The 18,880-nt window shown below is 63.2% G+C and carries 23 protein-coding genes; 18 read left to right on the top strand and 5 right to left on the bottom strand.

From position 1 onward, the window contains the following. Positions 1-51 precede the first annotated feature (51 nt). From Q0D31_RS01285 to Q0D31_RS01275, 3 genes are all read right to left on the bottom strand, one after another. Positions 52-1,332 (bottom strand): O-acetylhomoserine aminocarboxypropyltransferase, encoded by a 1,281-nt coding sequence (locus Q0D31_RS01285; protein WP_291842697.1) that lies wholly within the window; start codon positions 1,330-1,332, stop codon positions 52-54. A gap of 186 nt (positions 1,333-1,518) precedes the next feature. Next, on the bottom strand, positions 1,519-2,100 hold the full coding sequence (locus Q0D31_RS01280) for a CoA-binding protein (protein ID WP_291842676.1): 582 nt from the start codon (positions 2,098-2,100) through the stop codon (positions 1,519-1,521). Between the two features lie 130 nt (positions 2,101-2,230). Then, positions 2,231-3,055 (bottom strand): enoyl-CoA hydratase, encoded by an 825-nt coding sequence (locus tag Q0D31_RS01275; protein ID WP_291842667.1) that lies wholly within the window; start codon positions 3,053-3,055, stop codon positions 2,231-2,233. Positions 3,056-3,156: 101 nt separating this feature from the next. Here Q0D31_RS01275 and Q0D31_RS01270 point away from each other — a divergent pair, with 101 nt between their 5' ends. The 6 genes from Q0D31_RS01270 (at position 3,157) to Q0D31_RS01245 (ending at position 6,871) form a co-directional block, all read left to right on the top strand. Then, a complete protein-coding gene (locus Q0D31_RS01270) occupies positions 3,157-3,585 on the top strand; it encodes a PaaI family thioesterase (protein ID WP_291842658.1) in 429 nt (142 codons plus the stop codon). A 154-nt stretch (positions 3,586-3,739) separates the two neighbouring features. Beyond that, positions 3,740-4,204, top strand: a complete 465-nt coding sequence (gene rplM / locus Q0D31_RS01265; RefSeq protein WP_291842649.1) for a 50S ribosomal protein L13 — start codon at positions 3,740-3,742, stop codon at positions 4,202-4,204. A 1-nt stretch (position 4,205) separates the two neighbouring features. Next, on the top strand, positions 4,206-4,682 hold the full coding sequence (gene rpsI / locus Q0D31_RS01260) for a 30S ribosomal protein S9 (protein ID WP_291842628.1): 477 nt from the start codon (positions 4,206-4,208) through the stop codon (positions 4,680-4,682). A gap of 228 nt (positions 4,683-4,910) precedes the next feature. Then, entirely contained in the window at positions 4,911-6,128 is a 1,218-nt protein-coding gene (locus Q0D31_RS01255) for a GGDEF domain-containing protein (protein ID WP_291842620.1), read from the top strand. Between the two features lie 88 nt (positions 6,129-6,216). Next, complete coding sequence (locus tag Q0D31_RS01250; protein ID WP_291842612.1) at positions 6,217-6,453, top strand: hypothetical protein; 237 nt, start codon at positions 6,217-6,219, stop codon at positions 6,451-6,453. Between the two features lie 115 nt (positions 6,454-6,568). Next, on the top strand, positions 6,569-6,871 hold the full coding sequence (locus Q0D31_RS01245) for an antibiotic biosynthesis monooxygenase (protein ID WP_291842602.1): 303 nt from the start codon (positions 6,569-6,571) through the stop codon (positions 6,869-6,871). A gap of 15 nt (positions 6,872-6,886) precedes the next feature. Here Q0D31_RS01245 and Q0D31_RS01240 read toward each other — a convergent pair whose 3' ends face one another. Beyond that, complete coding sequence (locus Q0D31_RS01240; RefSeq protein WP_291842581.1) at positions 6,887-8,017, bottom strand: AI-2E family transporter; 1,131 nt, start codon at positions 8,015-8,017, stop codon at positions 6,887-6,889. A gap of 137 nt (positions 8,018-8,154) precedes the next feature. Between Q0D31_RS01240 and Q0D31_RS01235 the strand changes: the two genes are divergently transcribed. Together Q0D31_RS01235 and Q0D31_RS01230 are read left to right on the top strand one after the other, a co-directional pair. After that, entirely contained in the window at positions 8,155-8,850 is a 696-nt protein-coding gene (locus Q0D31_RS01235; RefSeq protein WP_291842572.1) for a hypothetical protein, read from the top strand. A gap of 123 nt (positions 8,851-8,973) precedes the next feature. Beyond that, a complete protein-coding gene (locus Q0D31_RS01230) occupies positions 8,974-9,753 on the top strand; it encodes a gamma-glutamyl-gamma-aminobutyrate hydrolase family protein (protein WP_291842563.1) in 780 nt (259 codons plus the stop codon). A 291-nt stretch (positions 9,754-10,044) separates the two neighbouring features. Here the strand turns inward: Q0D31_RS01230 and Q0D31_RS01225 are convergent, their stop codons facing one another. Next, positions 10,045-10,713: a metalloregulator ArsR/SmtB family transcription factor gene (locus Q0D31_RS01225; protein ID WP_291842556.1), complete on the bottom strand. Its 669-nt coding sequence runs from the start codon at positions 10,711-10,713 to the stop codon at positions 10,045-10,047. Between the two features lie 72 nt (positions 10,714-10,785). Here Q0D31_RS01225 and Q0D31_RS01220 point away from each other — a divergent pair, with 72 nt between their 5' ends. The 10 genes from Q0D31_RS01220 (at position 10,786) to Q0D31_RS01175 (ending at position 18,777) form a co-directional block, all read left to right on the top strand. Further along, entirely contained in the window at positions 10,786-11,526 is a 741-nt protein-coding gene (locus tag Q0D31_RS01220) for an MBL fold metallo-hydrolase (RefSeq protein ID WP_291842541.1), read from the top strand. Positions 11,527-11,529: 3 nt separating this feature from the next. Beyond that, on the top strand, positions 11,530-12,831 hold the full coding sequence (locus Q0D31_RS01215; RefSeq protein ID WP_291842534.1) for an MFS transporter: 1,302 nt from the start codon (positions 11,530-11,532) through the stop codon (positions 12,829-12,831). A 179-nt stretch (positions 12,832-13,010) separates the two neighbouring features. After that, positions 13,011-13,229 carry an SHOCT domain-containing protein gene (locus Q0D31_RS01210; protein WP_291842515.1) on the top strand — a complete coding sequence of 73 codons (219 nt, stop codon included), beginning with the start codon at positions 13,011-13,013 and terminating at the stop codon, positions 13,227-13,229. Positions 13,230-13,309: 80 nt separating this feature from the next. After that, entirely contained in the window at positions 13,310-13,663 is a 354-nt protein-coding gene (locus Q0D31_RS01205; RefSeq protein WP_291842509.1) for a DsrE family protein, read from the top strand. Between the two features lie 62 nt (positions 13,664-13,725). Then, complete coding sequence (locus Q0D31_RS01200; RefSeq protein ID WP_291842500.1) at positions 13,726-14,835, top strand: YeeE/YedE family protein; 1,110 nt, start codon at positions 13,726-13,728, stop codon at positions 14,833-14,835. Then, the gene (locus tag Q0D31_RS01195) at positions 14,832-15,965 is read left to right on the top strand and encodes a cysteine desulfurase family protein (protein WP_291842491.1); all 1,134 of its coding nucleotides are present in this window, start codon (positions 14,832-14,834) and stop codon (positions 15,963-15,965) included. The genes Q0D31_RS01200 and Q0D31_RS01195 overlap by 4 nt, the downstream gene beginning before the upstream one ends. Then, a complete protein-coding gene (locus Q0D31_RS01190) occupies positions 15,962-16,720 on the top strand; it encodes a class I SAM-dependent methyltransferase (RefSeq protein ID WP_291842483.1) in 759 nt (252 codons plus the stop codon). Before Q0D31_RS01195 ends, Q0D31_RS01190 begins: the two co-directional genes overlap by 4 nt. Before the next feature lie 11 nt (positions 16,721-16,731). Further along, positions 16,732-17,523: a nucleoside phosphorylase gene (locus Q0D31_RS01185; protein ID WP_291846630.1), complete on the top strand. Its 792-nt coding sequence runs from the start codon at positions 16,732-16,734 to the stop codon at positions 17,521-17,523. Positions 17,524-17,686: 163 nt separating this feature from the next. After that, on the top strand, positions 17,687-18,460 hold the full coding sequence (locus Q0D31_RS01180) for a hypothetical protein (RefSeq protein WP_291842475.1): 774 nt from the start codon (positions 17,687-17,689) through the stop codon (positions 18,458-18,460). Next, entirely contained in the window at positions 18,457-18,777 is a 321-nt protein-coding gene (locus tag Q0D31_RS01175) for a helix-turn-helix domain-containing protein (protein WP_291842469.1), read from the top strand. The genes Q0D31_RS01180 and Q0D31_RS01175 overlap by 4 nt, the downstream gene beginning before the upstream one ends. Positions 18,778-18,880 lie beyond the last annotated feature (103 nt).

Below are 18,880 nucleotides of genomic sequence, written 5' to 3'. Positions count from 1 at the left end.
TCCGGGTCTGGTGCTACGCACCATCCCGGAATGACAGACGTGGTGCAGCCCTCACGCGCTCAGCGCCTGATCGAGGTCCGCGATCAGGTCTTCCTTGTCCTCGATGCCGATCGACAGCCGCACCACTTCGGGCGCCGCGCCCGACTTCACCTTGGCGGCGTCGTCGAGCTGGCTGTGGGTGGTCGAGGCCGGATGGATCACGAGCGATCGGGTGTCGCCGACATTGGCCAGATGCGAGAACAGTTTCAGCTTCGACACCAGGCTGACGCCGGCATCGTAGCCGCCCTTGAGGCCGAAGGTGAACACCGCGCCGGCGCCCTTTGGCGCGTATTTGCGGGCGAGCTTGTTGTATTTGTCATCGGCCAGGCCGGCGTAGTTCACCGCCGCCACCGCGCGATGGCCCGAAAGGAATTCCGCAACCGCCTTCGCATTCTCGCAATGCTTCTGCATGCGCAGCGGCAGTGTCTCGATGCCGGTCAGGATCAGGAAGGCGTTGAACGGCGAGATCGCCGGGCCGAGGTCGCGCAAGCCGAGCACGCGGCAGGCGATCGCAAAGGCGAAGTTACCAAAGGTTTCCTGGATCCGGATGCCGTGATATTCCGGGCGCGGCTCGCAGAGCATCGGATACTTGCTGTCCTTCGACCAGTCGAAGGTGCCGGCGTCGACGATGATGCCGCCGATCGAGTTGCCGTGACCGCCCAGGAACTTGGTCAGCGAATGCACGACGATGTCGGCGCCGTGATCGATCGGCCGGATCAGATAGGGCGTCGCCAGCGTGTTGTCGACGATCAGGGGGACGCCGGCCTTGCGCGCGACTTCCGCAATCGCCTCGATGTCGGTGATGCTGCCGGCGGGGTTGGCGATCGACTCGATGAAGATCGCCCTGGTCTTTGGAGTGACCGCGCGCTCGAAGCTTCCGATATCATCGGGATCGGCCCACGCCACGTTCCAGCCAAAGCTCTTGAACGCATGCGTGAACTGGTTGATCGACCCGCCATAGAGTTTTCGCGCCGCGATGAACTCGTCGCCGGGCATCAATAATTGCTGGAGCACGACGACCTGCGCGGCGTGACCCGAGGCAACCGCCAGCGCGGCGGTGCCGCCTTCCAGCGCCGCCACGCGCTCCTCGAGCACGGCGGTGGTGGGATTGCCGATCCGGGTATAGATGTTGCCGAACGCCTGCAGCCCGAACAGCGAGGCGGCGTGGTCGGCGTCGTTGAACACGAAAGAGGTGGTCTGGTAGATCGGCGTCGCGCGCGCGCCGGTGGTGGGATCGGGCTGCGCGCCGGCATGCACGGCAAGGGTCGAAAACCCCGGTACTCGGTCGGTCATTCTACGCGTCCTGTTGCTTGGGCTTGCAAGAAAAAATGCGGGGCATGCTGATCGCAGCCGCAGCCGCCGTCAAGGCGACGCGTTCAGATATCGCGGATTGGAACGGGCGTGCCGTGCGGCGGCCGCAGCGAAGGCCGCGCGTTGCGCCGAGCTCATATTTCCTGAAGCGATTGTTTCGCATCCGGGTCACGTCGGCTCGCTCTTTTTCGCGGCGCGGTTGGATGCCGCGGTCTCGCCGCCGCCGAGGCTTGATCGATTCAGCGACAGGCGCATGCCCTGCGTCGGAATGGGTGCGCGCTTGGAGCTCAGCGTGCGCGAGTTGACCCCCATCCAGGAGATCTCCGACGACAGCCGTCCATACTCGATCTTGGGGCAGCGGTTCATCACGACCTTGAGGCCTGCGGCTTCGGCCTTCCCGGCCGCCGCGTCGTCGCGCGCGCCAAGCTGCATCCAGATGACCTTCGGCAGCGGCGTCAGTTTCAACGCTTCCTCGACCACGGGGATGATGTGGCTGGAATTGCGGAAGATGTCGATCATGTCGACGGGGCCGCCAATATCTGAAAGCGCGGCGACGAAGGGCTTGCCGAGCAAGAGCTTTCCGACGTGACCGGGGTTGACAGGAATCATGTCGTAGCCGCGCTGCGCCAGGTATTTGAAGGCGAAATAGCTCGGCCGCACATTGACCGGCGAGGCGCCGACCATCGCAATCGACTTCACGCCGTTGAGGATACCGCGGATGTAGTCGTCGTCATAGGCGTCGTGGTTCATTCGTTTTCCCGTTCGTCGTTCCGGGATGGTGCGCTAGCACCAGACCCGGAACCTCGAGATTCTCAGGTGCGCAATTGCGCACCGTAGTTCGATGCTCCGCATCGCCCCGGAATGACGACGTTCTGCGTCGTCACTTGTCCTGCCACTTCGGCTCGCGCTTTTCGAGGAAGGCGCCGATGCCTTCCTCGGCGTCGCGCGCCATCATGTTCTCGGTCATCACCTCTGCGGCGAAGCGATAGGCGTCGGCAAGGCTCATCTCGGCCTGACGGTAGAACGCCTCCTTGCCGAGCTTGATGGTGTAGGCGGATTTGCGCGCGACCTTCTCGGCCAGCGCGATCGCCGCGTCGCGCTCGGCGCCGGCGGCGACCACCTGGTTGACAAGGCCGATGTTTTTCGCGGTGGCCGCCGAAATCGGCTCGCCGGTGAGCAGCATCTCCATCGCCTGTTTGCGCGGGACGTTGCGCGACAGCGCCACCATTGGCGTCGAGCAGAACAGGCCGATGTCGACGCCGGGCGTGGCGAAGCTCGCGTTCTCCGAGGCAACCGCGAGATCGCAGCTTGCCACCAGTTGGCAACCGGCGGCGGTGGCGATGCCTTGCACGGCGGCGACCACCGGCTTCGGCAGGGCCACAATGGCTTGCATCATCGCGCTGCACGCGTTCATGATTTGCGCAAAATAGGCGCGGCCACGATCGGCATCGCTGCGGCGCGCGGTCAGCTCCTTCATGTCATGGCCTGCGGAGAAAGCCGGGCCGTTGGCGGCGATCACGACGGCGCGGATGCTGTTATCGTCGCGGACTTCTTCCAGCGCACCGTGCAGTTCGGCGATCAGGCCCTCCGACAGGCTGTTGCGCGCCGCCGGACGGTTCAGGGTAAGCACGGCGATGGAGCCCGCGGTTTCGCGGAGCAGGATCGCCGTTTGCGGCGCGGCTGGGCGGGCGGTCCGGACAGACATCTCTGGAGTTTCCACTGGAGCTGGGATCGGAAGCTGAGGTAACAGGCAATCCTACAGCGTTTTCGGCTCAGGTGGATACCGGCAGAGCGGGGCAGGACAGCATGGCGGCAGCGAAAATGAGCGTGGCTGAACTGGAGCAGTTCCTCCGTGAGGAATTCCCCCAGGCGTTCAGCGATGGCGATATCACCATCGAAAGCGCCGATGGCCAAACCTGCCTGCTGCGCCGCCGCTTCAACGAACGCATGCTGCGGCCGGGCGGCACGGTGTCCGGGCCGACACTGATGGCGATGGCCGATTTCGCGATGTATGTCGTCCTGCTCTCGGCGATCGGCCCGGTCGGCCTCGCGGTCACGACCAATCTCAGCATCAATTTTCTGCGCAAGGGCCAGCCCGGCCAGGATGTGCTGGCGGCGGCGCGGCTGCTCAAGCTCGGCAAGCGGCTTGCGGTCGGCGAGGTCAATCTGCTGTCGGGATCATCGCCCGATCCGATCGCTCACGTGACGGCGACCTATTCCATTCCAAACAAGTAAACATTTCCACGGTATTATTACACCATAATTGCAAGTGATTGAATATACTATATTTTATGTGACCATACGGCATTGACGGGTAGCGTCGCGTTCTCTAGAAATCGCGCAGTTCGGCGCACCTGGCGCCGATTTCCATATTCACGGATTTCCTCACATGAAAACGTTTTCGGCAAAACCCGCCGAGGTGACGAAAAAGTGGGTGCTGATCGACGCCAGGGGTCTGGTGGTCGGCCGCCTCGCCAGCCTGGTCGCGATGCGCCTGCGCGGCAAACACCTCCCGACCTATACGCCCCATGTCGATTGCGGCGACCATGTCGTCATCATCAACGCGGCCCACGTCGTGCTGACCGGTCGCAAGCGCGACAACAAGGTCTACTACAAGCACACCGGTTTCATCGGCGGCATCAAGGAGCGCACCGCCAAGTCGATCCTTGAGGGGCGCTTCCCCGAGCGCGTGCTCGAGAAGGCCATCGAACGCATGGTCCCCCGCGGTCCGCTCGGCCGCGTGCAAATGGGAAATCTGCGCGTCTATCCCGGCGCCGAACATCCGCATGAAGCCCAGCAGCCCGAGAAGGTTGATATCGCTTCCATGAACCGCAAGAACATGAGGGCCGCATAAGATGTCCGATACCATGCAGTCGCTCGATCAGTTGTCGTCGCTGAAGACGGCGGCGCCGGAAGCGCCGAAATACGTCAAGAAGGTCGACAAGCACGGCCGCGCCTATGCCACCGGCAAGCGCAAGGACGCGGTCGCGCGGGTCTGGATTAAGCCCGGCGCCGGCAAGATCACGGTCAACACCCGCGAGGTCGAAGTCTATTTCGCCCGTCCGGTTCTGCGCATGATGATCCAGCAGCCATTGGTCGCGGCGGCGCGCGCCGGCCAGTATGACGTCATCTGCACGGTCGCCGGCGGCGGCCTGTCCGGCCAGGCCGGCGCCGTCCGCCACGGCATTTCGAAGGCGCTGACGAATTTCGAGCCGGACCTGCGCGGCGTTCTGAAGAAGGGCGGCTTCCTGACCCGCGATTCCCGCACCGTGGAGCGCAAGAAGTACGGCCGGGCGAAGGCGCGCAAATCGTTCCAGTTCTCGAAGCGCTAATATTCTCGTTAAAATTTGCGGCGTATGCCGCATTCGGGAATACCGGGAAAGGGCGCCGATCGGCGCCCTTTTGCTTTCCATTTAGTGAGGAATAACCAAGGGTTTTCCTGAAAACTTTCTTACCGCTGCACACCGTTTTGGAACACGGCGGGACTAGTGTTGGCGGGCGATAGCGCGAAATTTCTGACAGACGCCAAAAGAGCCGCACCAACGCGTTCGGGTGAACTCATGTCGATCGATACATCCACGCTGTACACGCTTGCCGCGATGGTGGCAGGCATGCTCGGGGCCATGCTCGTGTTCTTCGGCCGGCAGGAGAAGATCCCGGCGCTGAATTGGTGGGGCGCGGCCTATCTGCTCGGCGCCTCATCGGTTGCGATCTGGACCATCGGCGGCTCGAGACTCGGCGACACGCTGTCGCTGGCGCTGAATGCGACGGGCCTTGTCGCGTGCGGCATGGTCTGGAGCGCGGCGCGGGTATTCCACGGCCGCAAGCCCAACCTGCCGGGGCTGGCGTTCGGAGCGATCGCCTGGGTCGGCGTCACGGTGACTTTTCCGACGCTCAATCCTGCCATGCGCTTGACCATCGGCGCGGCGATCGTCGCGATCTATGCCGGGCTGACGGCTCACGAATTATGGAACGAGCGGCGGCGGAACATGCAGAAGAGCTGGCCGACGATTGCGGTGCCGGTGATGCACGGCGGCGTCCTGATGCTGCCGATCCTGCTCGGCGACCTCTTGCGCCCGCATGACGAGACGTTCACCAGCAGCATCTGGGTCACGGCGTTCTCGATCGAGCTGGTGCTGTATGCGATCGGCACCGTGTTCGTCATCTTCATGCTGGTGTCGGATCGCGCCGTGACCATGCACAAGACCGCCGCCTCGGTCGATCCGCTCAGCGGCATGTTGAACCGCCGCGGTTTCTCGGAAGCCTGCAAACGCGTCATCGAGCGCGAAGCCGCGGCGGGCCGGTCGGTGACGGCGATGATTTTCGACATCGACCATTTCAAGGGCATCAACGACCGTTTCGGCCATCCCGCGGGCGATGAGATCCTGAAGCTGTTCGCCACCGTCGTCGTCAGCAACCTGCGCATCAGCGATCTTTCCGGCCGCATCGGCGGCGAGGAGTTCGCCGCGCTGCTGCCGTGCTCGCTGGACGAGGGCGTGGTGGTTGCCGAACGTGTGCGCGAAGCTTTCGCGAACTCCGGCATCGTATGCGAGCAGGGCCCGGTGGACACCACCGTCAGCATCGGCGTTGCCGGCGGTCCGGCTGGCACCGAGCTCGAAGTGTTGCTGGCGTCGGCCGATACCGCGCTCTATCAGGCCAAGCGGGGCGGCCGCAACCGGGTCGAGACGGCCGAAGAGCTGCCGCTGTCGCTGGATAACTGGCGGCGCAAGACCGTCGGCCTTTCGGTGCCCGCACGCCAGGCCACGGCGTTGAGCTGAAGCCTGGTTCAACACGGATAGAATCGTATGTTGTCCCGACGCTTGACGGTAACGCCGCGTTTACCATTGCCTCCCTATCATCCGCACCATGGACTCTTCGCGCGCACGAACCCCTCAGGCCGCCTTGACGTCGCTCGAAGCGGCCGCAGCTTCCGCCCGCGGCGGCTTCGGCTGCATGTTCTCGACCTCGGACGAGTTCGAGATGGCGCTGATCACCGAGCGCCGCGCGCAGGGGCGTTATGATCGGCACAGAATCCGCTGGCCTGCCGTCATGTTCATCGGCTGCGCGATGATGGTCGCCGGCATGGTGCTGCTGTTCGGCTGAGTTGCCCGGCGGTGGCCGATACGATGGCGCCGCAAGCTATGCGCTGCAAGGCGCCTTTTTCTTTTCTGCCGGCCGGGTTAGACAGGCGAATTCTCATCAGAAGGCGCAGATTCCCATGATTACAGAAATCGCACAAATCGACGTCAAGCCCGGCACCGAGAAGGATTTCGAAGCCGCGGTCGCCAAGGCCCGTCCGCTGTTCCTGCGCGCCAGGGGCGGCAAGGGGTTTGAACTGCACAGGTCGATCGAGAAGCCGCAGCGATACCGGTTGATGGCGCGATGGGACACGCTGGAAAACCACACCGTCGATTTTCGCGGCTCGGAGGATTTCGCCGCCTGGCGCGCGCTGGTCGGGCAGTACTTTGCCACACCGCCCGAGGTCGAGCACACCGAGACGGTGCTGACCACGGCGGGCTGAGGCGATTTTCGAGCATCATACGGTGGTGATCGCCGTCGGCGCGGCATCCTGCTTGAAATGGTCGATCATGACCTTGGCGATCGCCATCAGCGGCAACGCCAGCGCCAGTCCCCAGACGCCGAAAACGATGCCGAGCAGGATCTGGAACGCGAACAGCGTGGCCGGCGGAATATCGAGCGCCTGGCGCTGGATGATCGGCGTCAGCAGATAGCTTTCCAGCGCGTGTACGCCGAGGAACAGGATGAAAGCCGAGAGGCCCGCGACCCATCCGGAGGCGAGGCTTGCCAGCACCACGATCAGCCCGCCGAGGATGGCGCCCACGGTCGGGATGAAGGCGAGCAGTCCGGCCTGGATGCCGAGGATGAACGCGCTCTGGATGCCGATGATTTCAAGGCCGATCCAGGTCACGAGAAATACCGCCATCATGGTGATGATCTGCGCGATCAGCCAGCGCTCCAGCGTCTCGCTGATCCGGTCGACGATCACGACCGCGCGCGCGCGATGTCTCGCCGGGGCCATGAACAACAGGCCGCTGCGGTAAACGGCTGGCTGGCTTGCGAATGCGATCCCAAGAAACAGCACGATGAAGAAGTTTCCGACCGCGCTGACGGTCCCCAGGATCAGTTTCACGCTCTGGCTGAAAATGGCGCCGCCGCTCGAGGCAATCGCGCCGGCGCTGGGCAGGCTGTGGGTCGGTGCCGGGGAGGGCACAACAACCGGGACGGAGGGATCCGACTGCAATGACAGGCTTTGGAAATCGAACAGGCTGGTGTCGATGCCGTTCCTTTCCATGAAGCCCTTGACGTTGACCAGTTGCGACTTGAGCGTATTGGTCAGCACCGTCGTCTGCCGGGCGATCGTGCTGCCGCCGAGAAACAGGATTCCCGACAGCATGCCCGCCACCGCCAGGCACACGATGGTCAGCCGCAGCGAATGCGGCAGCCGGACGACGCGTCCGAGCAGGTTGCTCATGGCGTTGAGGGCGACGCCGAGCAGCATGCCCGCGAACATCAGGAACAGCGCCGCGGCGAAATGCCAGGCGAACAGCAACAGGCAGATGAACAGGACGACGCTGATGCCCCCGACCGATATCCCCCACGCCAGATCATTGCGGGCCTGAAGGCGAATGTCAGCGGGACCTGTCACGTTGATTCCTCGTCGCAGAATATGGTTCCGCCAGTCTTTCGCCAAAACGCGGCCGGGATCAAGGCCGGCCGCGCGCCGGTTTGACGCTGCTGTACCCCTGTGCCAAGCGAGGCGAGAGTTCGGCGGTGAGGGATACAATGATTTTGAAGTGGTTCGGCCCGGTCGCGCTGCTGGCGGCGCTCGTGATCGGCGACCAGATCAGGATCAACCGGCCCGCCCACAAATATCGGCTGGCGGTCGAGGTCGAGACGCCGCAGGGGCGCAAATCGGCCTCCGGCGTGGTCGCGGTCCATCCCGATCGCAGCTACAGCCGCCGCGGCCAGACCCGTACCGTCGGCGATGCCGTTTTCGTCGATCTCGGCGGCGGCAAGAACCTCGTCGCGCTGCTGGCCCATCTCGACAACAACCTCGTGCTTGACGACGTCAACTATGTCGCCCTGCGGGCCTATACGGCGGCCGGCGACAAGCGGGTGTCGTTCAGCCAGATGAGCCAGTTCAGCGGCGTCGTGCCGGTGACGGACGCGCTGATCCCGGTCCTCGTCAGCTTCTCCGATCCCGCCGATCCCGCCACGGCGAGGAAGGTCCAGCCCGATGACGCCGCGGCGGTGCTGGGCCCAGGCTATCGCCTGCATGGGATCACAGCCGAGGTGGTGCCAAACGGCTACTGGCCGCTCGATCTCGGCGGCGCGCTGGGCGAACCGGTCACGCGCGGAATCCGGGCGAGACTGCCGTGGCTGAACAATGCCGACAATGCCGCCGCCGCGGCGCTGCGGGCCGCCGGCATGCCCGGAGCGGAGGGGATCGACGCCAGGGAAGCCTTCTCGCGGAAATAGCAGGGCAGGCCCGCGCCCACCAGCCGGATATTGATCCCCCGCCGCCCCGCAGGCATGATTATCTGAAATCATGGGCCAACCCGGAAAATCCTTGCACAGAATCATGACAGCGGAATTCCTGCGATGAAACGGCCCGTGGTCGGCGTGATCGGGAACGCCTATCGCGTCGAAAATCGTTTCGCGACGCAGATGGTGGGCGAGCGCAATTTGCGGGCCATTGCCGACGTTGCGGGCGCGCTGCCGCTGATGTTCGCCGGCTCGCCCGAGATCACCGAGATTGGCGCGCTGCTCGACGTCGTGGATGGGGTGGTGCTGACGGGCGCCCGCGCCAACGTCCATCCGGCGCGCTTCAGGACCGAGCCGCATGAGCGGCACGAGCCCTACGACATCCACCGCGACGACGTCGCGCTGGCGCTCACCGAGGCCTGCGTCGCCAGAGGCGTGCCGATCTTCGGCATCTGCCGCGGCCTGCAGGAAATGAACGTCGCCTTTGGCGGCTCGCTGCATCCGGAGATCCGCGACATTCCCGGCCGCATCAACCACCGCATGCCGCGGCTGGAGAACGGGGAAATCCATCCCGACCCAATGGTCGTGTTCGCCGACCGGCACGACGTTCACCTGACGCCGGGCGGGACGTTCGCCAGCCTGCTCGGCTGCGAAACCATCCGCGTCAATTCGCTGCACGGGCAGGGCATCCTCGAACCCGGCCATCGCGTCGTGATCGAGGGGATCGCCGAGGACGGCACCATCGAGGCGATCCGGATCGCGGACGCGCAGGCCTTCGCGCTCGGCGTCCAGTGGCACGCCGAATACGATCCGCAAAGCAACCCGGTCAACCGAAAACTGTTTGAAGCGTTCGGCGCGGCGCTGAAGGCGCATCAGCGGGCGGCGCTGGGGGCGTAAGAGTCCCTCCGGATCGAACACTGTGTGTCGTTGGACACTACGCTATCGGAAATTTCCTTCGAAGGCTGCTGCGGCACAATTATGCCTGCCTCGTAGAGAGCGAACTCCATCTCGTCCTGTGGCTTTGACGGCATGGTTCTCGGCAAAAGCAGCGTCGACGAGAAGCGTCACGCCAACAAGGCGGCGATGAGCGGCTTGCAAAGATCACGATATTTGCTCCTATTTGTTCTTGTTCGCGCGACGAGTTTCGCGCGCTACGACACGAGCGGTGCCTGCCGCGTGTCGGTTCGTTCAGGCCGCGGCTTCGACCGGCAAACCCGCAGCCTTCCATTCGGGATAGCCGTCCTCAAGGCGCCGAACGAGATAGCCGCGTGCGCGAAGCGCCGCGACAGCCTCGAACGAGAGAACGCAGTACGGACCACGGCAATAGGCGACGACCTCGCGGCCCGCCGGGAGTTCGCTCAAGCGATCTTCCAGCTTGCCAAACGGGATATTCAGCGCGCCGGGAAGATGCCCTAACGCAAATTCGTCTTCAGGCCGTACATCAAGAACCGTGACAAGCCCATCACGCAGCCTGGAGACCATGTCTTCCCGCGACACCGGCTCCAGCGCGTCGCGGGCATGGAAATAGTCGGTCATGATGCGACTTACCTCGGCGACATTGCGCTCGCCCACGCGTCCGAGCGACCGCATCAGGTCAACCACTTCCGCATCGCCGGCAAGCCGATACAGCACGTGCTTTCCGCGTCGTTCGGTGTCGACGAGGCGCGCGCGCCGAAGGATCTGCAGGTGTCGCGACGTGTTGGCGAAGCTCAGATTGGCCCGCGCGGAAAGTTCCTCAACGCTGCGCATGCCTTGAGCGACGTGCTCCAGCAACTCCAGGCGGTGGGCGTGGCCGAGCGCTTGGGCCACTTCGGCGAGGCCGGCAAAGATCGCTTGTTTCGGTCCTGTGCTTGACACGGTGGCCCCTCAGTGAAACATTCAGCAGAATGATTGAATGTCATTAACTCAGGAAAATCGGGAGCGCAAGTCATGATCATCCGTCAATTCCTGCACAGTGAGCCTGTCGGCATCTCCTATCTGTTCGGCTGTGGCGGACGAGCGGCGGGCGCCGTCGTCGATCCCGTCGGCGAGATCGAGCCTTATCTGCGTGCCGCAGAAGCTGCGGGTATGCGCATCCTCTTTGTCATCGACACGCACGTTCATGCCGACCATCTCTCGGCGGGACGACAGCTCGCTGAAGCAGCCGGCGCAGCGTATGTGCTTGGGGCGCGCGCGGAAGTCTCGTTTCCTTTCAGAGGAGCGCGCGACGAAGAAGTGCTTCCGCTTGGCAACGTCGCTGCGAAGGTGCTGCACACGCCGGGCCACACCCCCGAACACATTTGTATTCTCGTGAGCGATCGCACCCGGGCCGACGAGCCCTGGTTCGTGCTGACCGGACATACGTTGATGGTCGGTGACCTCGGTCGCACCGAGCTCGCCGTCAACGCTGAACAGGGCGCAAAGGACCTGTTCCAGAGCGTGGGACGGCTGAAGGCACTCCCGGACTACGTTGAGGTTCTGCCCGGCGCCTATGCCGGCTCAGTGTGTGGCCGGCGACTGAGCGGCAAGCCCTGGTCGACCATCGGCTTCGAGAAACGCTACAACGAGGCGTTCAGGATCGGAGAGCAAGCCGAGTTCGTCAGCTTCATGCTCGCCGAGATTCCGCCGGCCCCGCCCGAGGCGGCCGCACTGAGGGCCGCTAACGCAGGTGCGACGGCCGTGGCGGCCTGACCGATGAGCGAAGCGGCTTCGACTTCACAATCAGAACACTCGCGCGTCAGGCTCGGGCTCAGGGAAAACTGGCGGCAGTTCGCGCTGCTCATTCTGATCAACGCCTTTGTCGGCGGCATGGTCGGGATCGAGCGCACGGTCGTGCCGCTGATCGGGTCGGAAGAGTTCGGCATTGCCTCGACGACGATCATTGTATCGTTCATCGTCAGCTTCGGCGTCATCAAGGCCCTTGCCAATCTCGTCTCAGGGCAGCTCGCCGATACCTGGGGCCGGAAGCGTGTTCTCGTGCTCGGCTGGCTGGTCGGGCTGCCCGTTCCCTTCATGATCATGTGGGCTCCGAGTTGGGGATGGATCATTGCGGCCAATGCGCTGCTCGGCATCAATCAGGGGCTTGCCTGGTCGATGACGGTGATCATGAAGGTCGATCTGGTCGGGCCGAAGTCGCGCGGCCTTGCGGTCGGGCTCAACGAATTTGCCGGCTACCTCGCTGTTGGCGTCACGGCATTCCTCACCGGCTATCTCGCCTCTCGATACGGTCTTCGACCAGTGCCGATCTATCTCGGTATCGGTTATGCGATCCTGGGAGCAGCGTTGTCGATCATGCTGGTCCGCGACACGCGGGATCACGTCCGGCTCGAAGCCGCTGCGTCGTCACAGCCGTCAATTCCGATGAGCTTCCGGGAAATCTTCGTGCTCACCTCGTTCCGGGACCGCAATCTCTTCGCGGCGTCGCAAGCCGGCCTCGTCAACAACCTCAACGACGGTATGAGCTGGGGCATCTTCCCGCTGTTCTTTGCCTCCTTCGGCCTGGGCGTCGAGCGCATCGGCATTCTGAAGGCGATCTACCCCGCGACATGGGGAATCCTGCAGATCGCCACCGGTCCCTTGAGCGATCGCTGGGGTCGCAAGGGCCTGATCGTCGCCGGCATGTGGATCCAGTCAGCCGGCCTGTTCCTCACCGCCGCCACACGCGAGTACCGATGGTGGCTGGTCGGCAGTCTTCTGCTCGGGCTAGGAACGGCGATGGTCTACCCGAGCCTGATTGCGGCCGTTTCCGACGCCTCGCATCCGACGTGGCGGGCGCGCTCGCTCAGCGTCTACCGGTTTTGGCGCGACCTCGGTTATGCCATCGGCGCGCTCTCGGCGGGCATCATCGCCGACATTTTCGGGATGGGGTGGGCGATAGGGTCGATTGCTGCGCTGACTTTTCTCTCAGGCGCCGTTGTCGCTGTGCTCATGCGCGAGCGTGCGGGCGACGCCCTTGACCTTACGCAAGCGGCCAAACCGCTCGGCCAATTAGAATGACAATTCGATGATCCGCCAATATGGAGGGCACGCCAGTGCCAGAAGCTTTGATCAGAATCGTTGCGACGGGATCCGCTCTGGCGCTTTTATCGAGCGCGGCATGGGCTCAGGCACCATCAGACGCCGACAGATACGCCTATGGGCCACATATGATGTGGTGGGGCGGAGGAGGGTACGCCATGATACTCGGTCCGCTGTTCATGATCCTTGTACTTGCGGTGTTGATTGCTGCTGCAGCCCTTCTTGTGCGTTGGGTCGGCGGGCCATGGCAGGGCACTTCCCCATCGCATCACGCGCCGCCTGGCCGCACAGCCATCGATATTCTCAAGGAGCGCTTTGCGCGGGGCGAGATCGACAAGGACGAGTTCGAGCAGCGGCGCCGTGTGCTCGGCGATTGAGGTGTCTTCATTGGATGGTTGGTTGATGCAGAAATCCCATGCCAACCGAGCGCCCTCGACAGCGAGAAGGAAGGGCTCCCGTGCAGATTCTGTTCATCCTGAATGACCCGCCTTACGGTACTGAACGTGTCTACAACGGCTTGAGGCTGGCGCAAGCGCTGCTCAAGACGGATCCTCAGGCGGGCGTGACAGTGTTTCTCATGGCCGACGCGGTCGTTGCCGGCAAAGCGGGCCAGAAAACGCCGGATGGGTTCTACAATCTGGAACGGATGCTGAAACGCGTGGTCGCCGCCCATGGCAAGGTGTTGTTGTGCGGTACCTGCATGGACGCGCGCGGTCTCGATGACGCCGCCCTGATGCCGGGCGCGCGCCGCAGCACCATGGACGAGCTCGCGGCGGCGACCCTGGAGGCCGATAAGGTGTTCGTCTTCTGACGCCACGTTGTCTCTTCCCCGGAAGGGCGTTTATGCGCTCATGGACATTCAAGGAGCAGGGCATGGGTCAGTGGGAACCAACGCAGCTTGCCACGCTGGGCGGTCTGGCGATCGGGCTACTGTTCGGAGCTGTTGTCCAAGCGACAGCGTTTTGCAGCAGCGGGGCGATCCTTGATTTCGTGCGGTCAGGAGACGGCAACCGCCTGCGTGCCTGGCTGTTGGCGATGGCCGCGGCGATCTTTTCCGCTCAGTTGTTGCTGGGCTTCGAGGTGGTGGACCTGCGCAAGGCGGTTTACCTGACCGCCCCCTTGAACCTCGCCGGCCCCGTGCTGGGCGGTCTCATGTTCGGAATCGGCATGATGCTGGCGCAAGGTTGCGCCGCGCGGAATCTCGTTCGCCTCGGCGGCGGCAACCTGCGGGCTCTGGTGGTCGTTCTTGTCTTCTCCGTTTCCGCCTATGCTGCCATGCGTGGGATTCTTGGACCAGGCCGTATCGAACTGGAACGCCTGACACGCGTCAATCTCGGCGCTGCCGGCGTGGCGGAACTCCTTGCCGGAGTTTTAGGGGTGGCGGCTGATCAGGCGCGCTGGATCGTCGCCCTTGTCGCTGCGGGTGCCCTTGCGGTGGTCTGCTTCGCAAACTCGGCCTTTCGTTCTTCGCCGCGCAATATTATCGCTGGTCTGGCGATCGGTTTGCTTGTGACGGCGGGCTGGTACCTCACCGGCGTCCTGGCGCAGGACGAGTTCAACCCGACGTCGCCTTCGAGCCTGACATTCGTCGCTCCGCTTGGCGACAGCTTGCAATACGTCATGCTCTTCACTGGGATGAGCGCCAATTTCGGGATTGCACTGGTGGGCGGCGTCATCCTCGGGGCCTTCCTGATGGCGCTGGCTCGCCGCCGCTTTCGGATCGAGGGATTTGGCGACCAGCGGGACTTCATTCGTCAGTTGGGCGGAGCCGTCTTGATGGGTATGGGCGGCGTGTTCGCCATGGGCTGCACGGTCGGCCAGGGATTGACGGGGCTCTCGACGTTGTCGCTCGGCTCAGTTCTCGCGGCACTTTCGATCGGCGCAGGCGGTTTTCTGGGAGCTCGGTTGTTCGAGGCGCCTGCCGAAGCAGCCAATGAACATCGTACAGCTTCCGCGGCAACGAGCGGGGTCACGGCGACATGACCACGCAGCGCATCTATCTCGACTACAACGCCAGCACCCCGATCGATCCGGCGGTCGCCGCCGCGATGACGCCGTTTCTTGCGGATCACTTCGGCAACCCGTCGAGCGGGCATTGGGCCACAGCGCCTGCTAAAGCCGCCCTTGAAAAAGCGCGTGGGCAGATTGCGGCTCTGCTCGGCTGTGCGAATGATGAAGTCGTCTTCACCAGCGGCGGCAGCGAAGCCAACAATCTTGCGCTCAAGGGCGTGTATTTTGCGCGGCGCGACAGTGGCGATCATATTATTACTACGCGGATCGAACACCCGGCGATCATTGAACCGTGCCGGTTTCTTGAACGCCTGGGCGGGCGGATAACTTATCTGCCCGTGGACAGATTTGGGCGCGTCGATCCCGATGATCTCAGCCGGGCCATCACGCCGCGCACCATCCTCATCAGCATCATGCACGCCAACAACGAGGTGGGCACCATCCAGCCGATCGAAGAGTGTGCGCGCATCGCCCGCGAACATGGCGTCCTCTTTCATACCGACGCCGCCCAATCGGTCGGCAAGATTGCAACAGACGTGAACGGGCTCGGCGTCGATCTGCTCTCGATCGCCGGACATAAGCTCTACGCGCCCAAGGGTGTCGGCGCCCTGTTCGTACGCCGTGGCGTCACGCTAGAACCGCTCATTCACGGGGCCGGACACGAGAGCGGGCGGCGCGCCGGAACCGAGAGCGCGTTGTTGGCGGTGGGTCTCGGCAAGGCTTGCGAGCTGGCGCGTGATCGCTCGTCGATGGAACGAGTGCGCGCCTTGCGCTGTCATTTCTGGCTCGGACTGAAGTCGCGGTTTGGTAACCGAATCGCCCTCAATGGACATCCGACGCATCGTCTGCCGAACACGCTCAACGTTTCCTTCATTGGCCGCGTCGGTTCCGAAATACTGCAGCAGTTGGACGGCGTCGCCGGCTCGACGGGCTCGGCGTGCCATTCGGGGCGCATCGAGCTATCGCCGGTCCTTGAGGCGATGAGCGTCGCGCCCGAAGTGGGCATAGGCGCCATCCGCTTCAGCCTCGGGCGCGGAACGACTCGCGAGGAAATGGACGCGGTCGCCGAACGCCTGAGTAGCGCCCTCGCGGCCGCATCATGACCCGTGGCGCGACACGCGGCATGGGCGGGGCGCAACCGGCGGAAGAGCTGACCGAGTCTTACGTCCGGTGGCGATCGAGCCGTCTCGGCCGGATCACTGACGCCCTTGAGCGACAACTGCTCGCGAGACTGCTTGGCAAGGTTGACGGCCAGAAGTTGCTCGATGTCGGTTGCGGCGATGGCGCAATTGCCTTCGGGCTGGCGCAGCAAGGCGCAACCGTAACGGCGCTCGATGCCGATCCGTCCATGATTGCAGCCGCCCGTGTTCGCGAAAAAAATGAAGCGACCCGGGTTCAGTTCGTGGAGGGCGACGCCGAGAGCCTGCCGTTTGGGGACGCAACTTTCGATGTCGTGGTGGCGGTGACCGTGCTCTGCTTTGTTCAGGACGCCGAGCGCGCGGTGAAGGAAATCGCCCGCGTTCTCAAGCCCGGAGGACGGCTTGTCATCGGCGAACTCGGACGCTGGAGCCTTTGGGCCGCGCAACGGCGCATACGCGGCTGGCTGGGGCATCCGGTCTGGCGCGCAGTGAAATTCCGGACGGCGGCGGACCTGCGGAGCCTCGCCGAGGCGGCAGGGCTACGTGTCGTCGCGATACATGGAGCCGTGTACTATCCGCCGTTCGGCATCGCGGCACGGCTCCTTGCCCCGGTTGATTTATGGCTTGGGCAGGAGACGACGTTCGGAGCTGCATTTCTGGCCATGTCTGCGGCGAAGGTGGAACGAGTCGGTGGCGGATACGGAGAAGCAAGACAGTGAGAAAATTAAAAATGCCACCGATCCTGTCACACAAGGAATATGGCGCCGTGTCCGCCTTCAAACCCGAGAACCTGTTGCGCGAAGCCCGCCGCCAGAAGGGCTTATCCGCAGCCGCCGTTCCGGAAATCTGTATCCTCGATCCCGACGGCGACATGGTGCGATATCTGCGCGCTGCAGGAGTGGCTGACCGCCACCCCGGTTGGGCCTGCTACCACACCGATCTCTATGTGTTTCATGGAGGCGGAAATGAATATGGCATTGTGGGCTGCGTTGTCGGAGCCGCGTTTGCCGTCCTGGTCGCAGAAGAGTTGTTTGCATCGGGCTGCCGGTTTCTTGTAAGCATGACTTCTTCAGGCCAAATTCTGCCCGTGCAAGCGCCGCCATATTTTATTGTCATCGAGCGTGCGCTTCGCGACGAAGGCACCAGTTACCATTACCTGCCGCCGTCCGACTACAGCGAAGCGGCTCCTGAGCTGACGCAAATGGCAAGGCAAGTGCTGATTGCGGCGGGCATTCCAATTCAGTCCGGCGCGACATGGACCACCGATGCTCCATTCAGGGAAACGGAGCAGGCGATCGACGCGGCAAAGAACGCCGGCATTCTTGCCGTGGAGATGGAGGCGGCGGCGCTCTACGCGTTTGCGAAAGCCCGCGATTGCGCGGTGCTTTGCCTGGCGCACGTAACCAACCAGATGGGTCGGGTCGAGGGAGACTTTGAAAAAGGCGTCGCGGATGGAGCCGAGGAATCGCTTAAGGTAATCGCCTTGGCCGCGGCGGGCTGGCTGACGGAGGTGCGATCATGAATCTCCAGGAACGCTGGATCCTGCCACGTATTCGTGTCGGCGAGAATGTCAGGCCTTCTTGAGTCGACGCGAGCGGCGGCGGTTGTTAGAAGGTGGTCCATATCTGTCGCAGCGAACGCTGGCTTTTGTTGGGATGAGTTGATGATGTGTTCGAACCTGATCAATGCCTGAGATCGACGCCTTCTTCCGACCAGCCGCCGCCGCATTGGCGCTGCTAACCGCGTTCCTGCTGCTGCGCGACGCAAGGTTTGATTTCCGGGCGCGATTGGGTGTGCTGTTTGGAATCGGTACCGCCGCCTATATGTTTTGCTCGGGCGCTCCGGGGGTCTGGGGTGCCACCTCGTTGCTGGTGCCGCTATGCATTGGAAACAGCGTTTTTTTCTGGTGGTTTGCGCTGGCGCTGCTGGAGGACGACTTTCGCCTCGAAACCTTACATGTTGGCGTCCTGTTGGTTGTGCTGACTTTGGGTTTTGCTCGTATTGGAGCCCACATCAACGAACTCGCTGCTCCTGGGCAGGCGCTCGCCGTCATCCACAATCTGATTATTCTGACCCTTGTCGCTCACGTATTGTTGCTGGCCTGGCGCGGCTACGACAACGACCTTTTGGAGAATCGCAGGCGGTTCAGGCTGCTGTTTCTGATCGGCGGAAGTCTGGTGACCGTGGAATTGCGATCGCTGAGGTCACCCTTGCCGGGCGACCCGCAAGTGCCTGGATGCTGGCGCTACAATCCGGGCTTGTCTCGATCCTTGCGGCATCGGCGGCAGCATGGCTGCTCCGCGCATCGGCAACGCGCCTGGCATTCCAAAACACGACGCCTGCCAAACAGGCCGAACCTGCTCCGGTCCAGGATCGCCAGAGGCTGGTCGATGAGGCCCTGGGCGCGGCCCTGGAGCATGCCATTACAATCGACAGCGTGTACCTCGAGCAAGGCTTGACGATTGCCACGCTCGCCAAACGATTGGGGGTGCCGGAACATCGTTTGCGCAAACACATCAACGAGGCGCTCGGCTATAGCAATTTCAACGCCTACGTGAACCGGCATCGCATTATTGCTGCGAAGGCCGCCTTGCGTGACCCTAGACTGGCGCATTTGCCGGTGCTCACCATCGCGCTCGATTCCGGCTTTGCCTCGCTTCCTCCATTCAATCGCGCCTTCCGCGCCGAGACCGGCCAATCCGCAACGGCTTACCGGAGCGTCGCGCTGGCGGAGGGACGTAGCGTCAATGGGCAGATCGAATCCGAAAATAGCTAGACGATTTCGAAATCGACTGCATTTGGCCAGAAATCGAGCAGACAGGTTGGGGGGTAGCGGCTAGTTCCGGCGATGGTTCTCGTGGAGGACCAACGCAAGGAGA

Origin of the sequence: Bradyrhizobium sp., from assembly GCF_022844465.1 — a bacterium.
GTDB lineage: Bacteria > Pseudomonadota > Alphaproteobacteria > Rhizobiales > Xanthobacteraceae > Bradyrhizobium.
This window is presented reverse-complemented; position numbering and strand designations above follow the sequence as displayed.

What these genes read in the sequence shown, in the direction of transcription:
- Q0D31_RS01285 (WP_291842697.1), bottom strand. Translation starts at nt 1,332, where the DNA reads ATGACCGACCGAGTACCGGGGTTTTCGACCCTTGCCGTGCATGCCGGC.
- Q0D31_RS01280 (WP_291842676.1), bottom strand. Translation starts at nt 2,100, where the DNA reads ATGAACCACGACGCCTATGACGACGACTACATCCGCGGTATCCTCAAC.
- Q0D31_RS01275 (WP_291842667.1), bottom strand. Translation starts at nt 3,055, where the DNA reads ATGTCTGTCCGGACCGCCCGCCCAGCCGCGCCGCAAACGGCGATCCTG.
- Q0D31_RS01270 (WP_291842658.1), top strand. Translation starts at nt 3,157, where the DNA reads ATGGCGGCAGCGAAAATGAGCGTGGCTGAACTGGAGCAGTTCCTCCGT.
- rplM (WP_291842649.1), top strand. Translation starts at nt 3,740, where the DNA reads ATGAAAACGTTTTCGGCAAAACCCGCCGAGGTGACGAAAAAGTGGGTG.
- rpsI (WP_291842628.1), top strand. Translation starts at nt 4,206, where the DNA reads ATGTCCGATACCATGCAGTCGCTCGATCAGTTGTCGTCGCTGAAGACG.
- Q0D31_RS01255 (WP_291842620.1), top strand. Translation starts at nt 4,911, where the DNA reads ATGTCGATCGATACATCCACGCTGTACACGCTTGCCGCGATGGTGGCA.
- Q0D31_RS01250 (WP_291842612.1), top strand. Translation starts at nt 6,217, where the DNA reads ATGGACTCTTCGCGCGCACGAACCCCTCAGGCCGCCTTGACGTCGCTC.
- Q0D31_RS01245 (WP_291842602.1), top strand. Translation starts at nt 6,569, where the DNA reads ATGATTACAGAAATCGCACAAATCGACGTCAAGCCCGGCACCGAGAAG.
- Q0D31_RS01235 (WP_291842572.1), top strand. Translation starts at nt 8,155, where the DNA reads ATGATTTTGAAGTGGTTCGGCCCGGTCGCGCTGCTGGCGGCGCTCGTG.
- Q0D31_RS01230 (WP_291842563.1), top strand. Translation starts at nt 8,974, where the DNA reads ATGAAACGGCCCGTGGTCGGCGTGATCGGGAACGCCTATCGCGTCGAA.
- Q0D31_RS01220 (WP_291842541.1), top strand. Translation starts at nt 10,786, where the DNA reads ATGATCATCCGTCAATTCCTGCACAGTGAGCCTGTCGGCATCTCCTAT.
- Q0D31_RS01215 (WP_291842534.1), top strand. Translation starts at nt 11,530, where the DNA reads ATGAGCGAAGCGGCTTCGACTTCACAATCAGAACACTCGCGCGTCAGG.
- Q0D31_RS01210 (WP_291842515.1), top strand. Translation starts at nt 13,011, where the DNA reads ATGATACTCGGTCCGCTGTTCATGATCCTTGTACTTGCGGTGTTGATT.
- Q0D31_RS01200 (WP_291842500.1), top strand. Translation starts at nt 13,726, where the DNA reads ATGGGTCAGTGGGAACCAACGCAGCTTGCCACGCTGGGCGGTCTGGCG.
- Q0D31_RS01195 (WP_291842491.1), top strand. Translation starts at nt 14,832, where the DNA reads ATGACCACGCAGCGCATCTATCTCGACTACAACGCCAGCACCCCGATC.
- Q0D31_RS01190 (WP_291842483.1), top strand. Translation starts at nt 15,962, where the DNA reads ATGACCCGTGGCGCGACACGCGGCATGGGCGGGGCGCAACCGGCGGAA.
- Q0D31_RS01185 (WP_291846630.1), top strand. Translation starts at nt 16,732, where the DNA reads ATGCCACCGATCCTGTCACACAAGGAATATGGCGCCGTGTCCGCCTTC.
- Q0D31_RS01180 (WP_291842475.1), top strand. Translation starts at nt 17,687, where the DNA reads ATGCCTGAGATCGACGCCTTCTTCCGACCAGCCGCCGCCGCATTGGCG.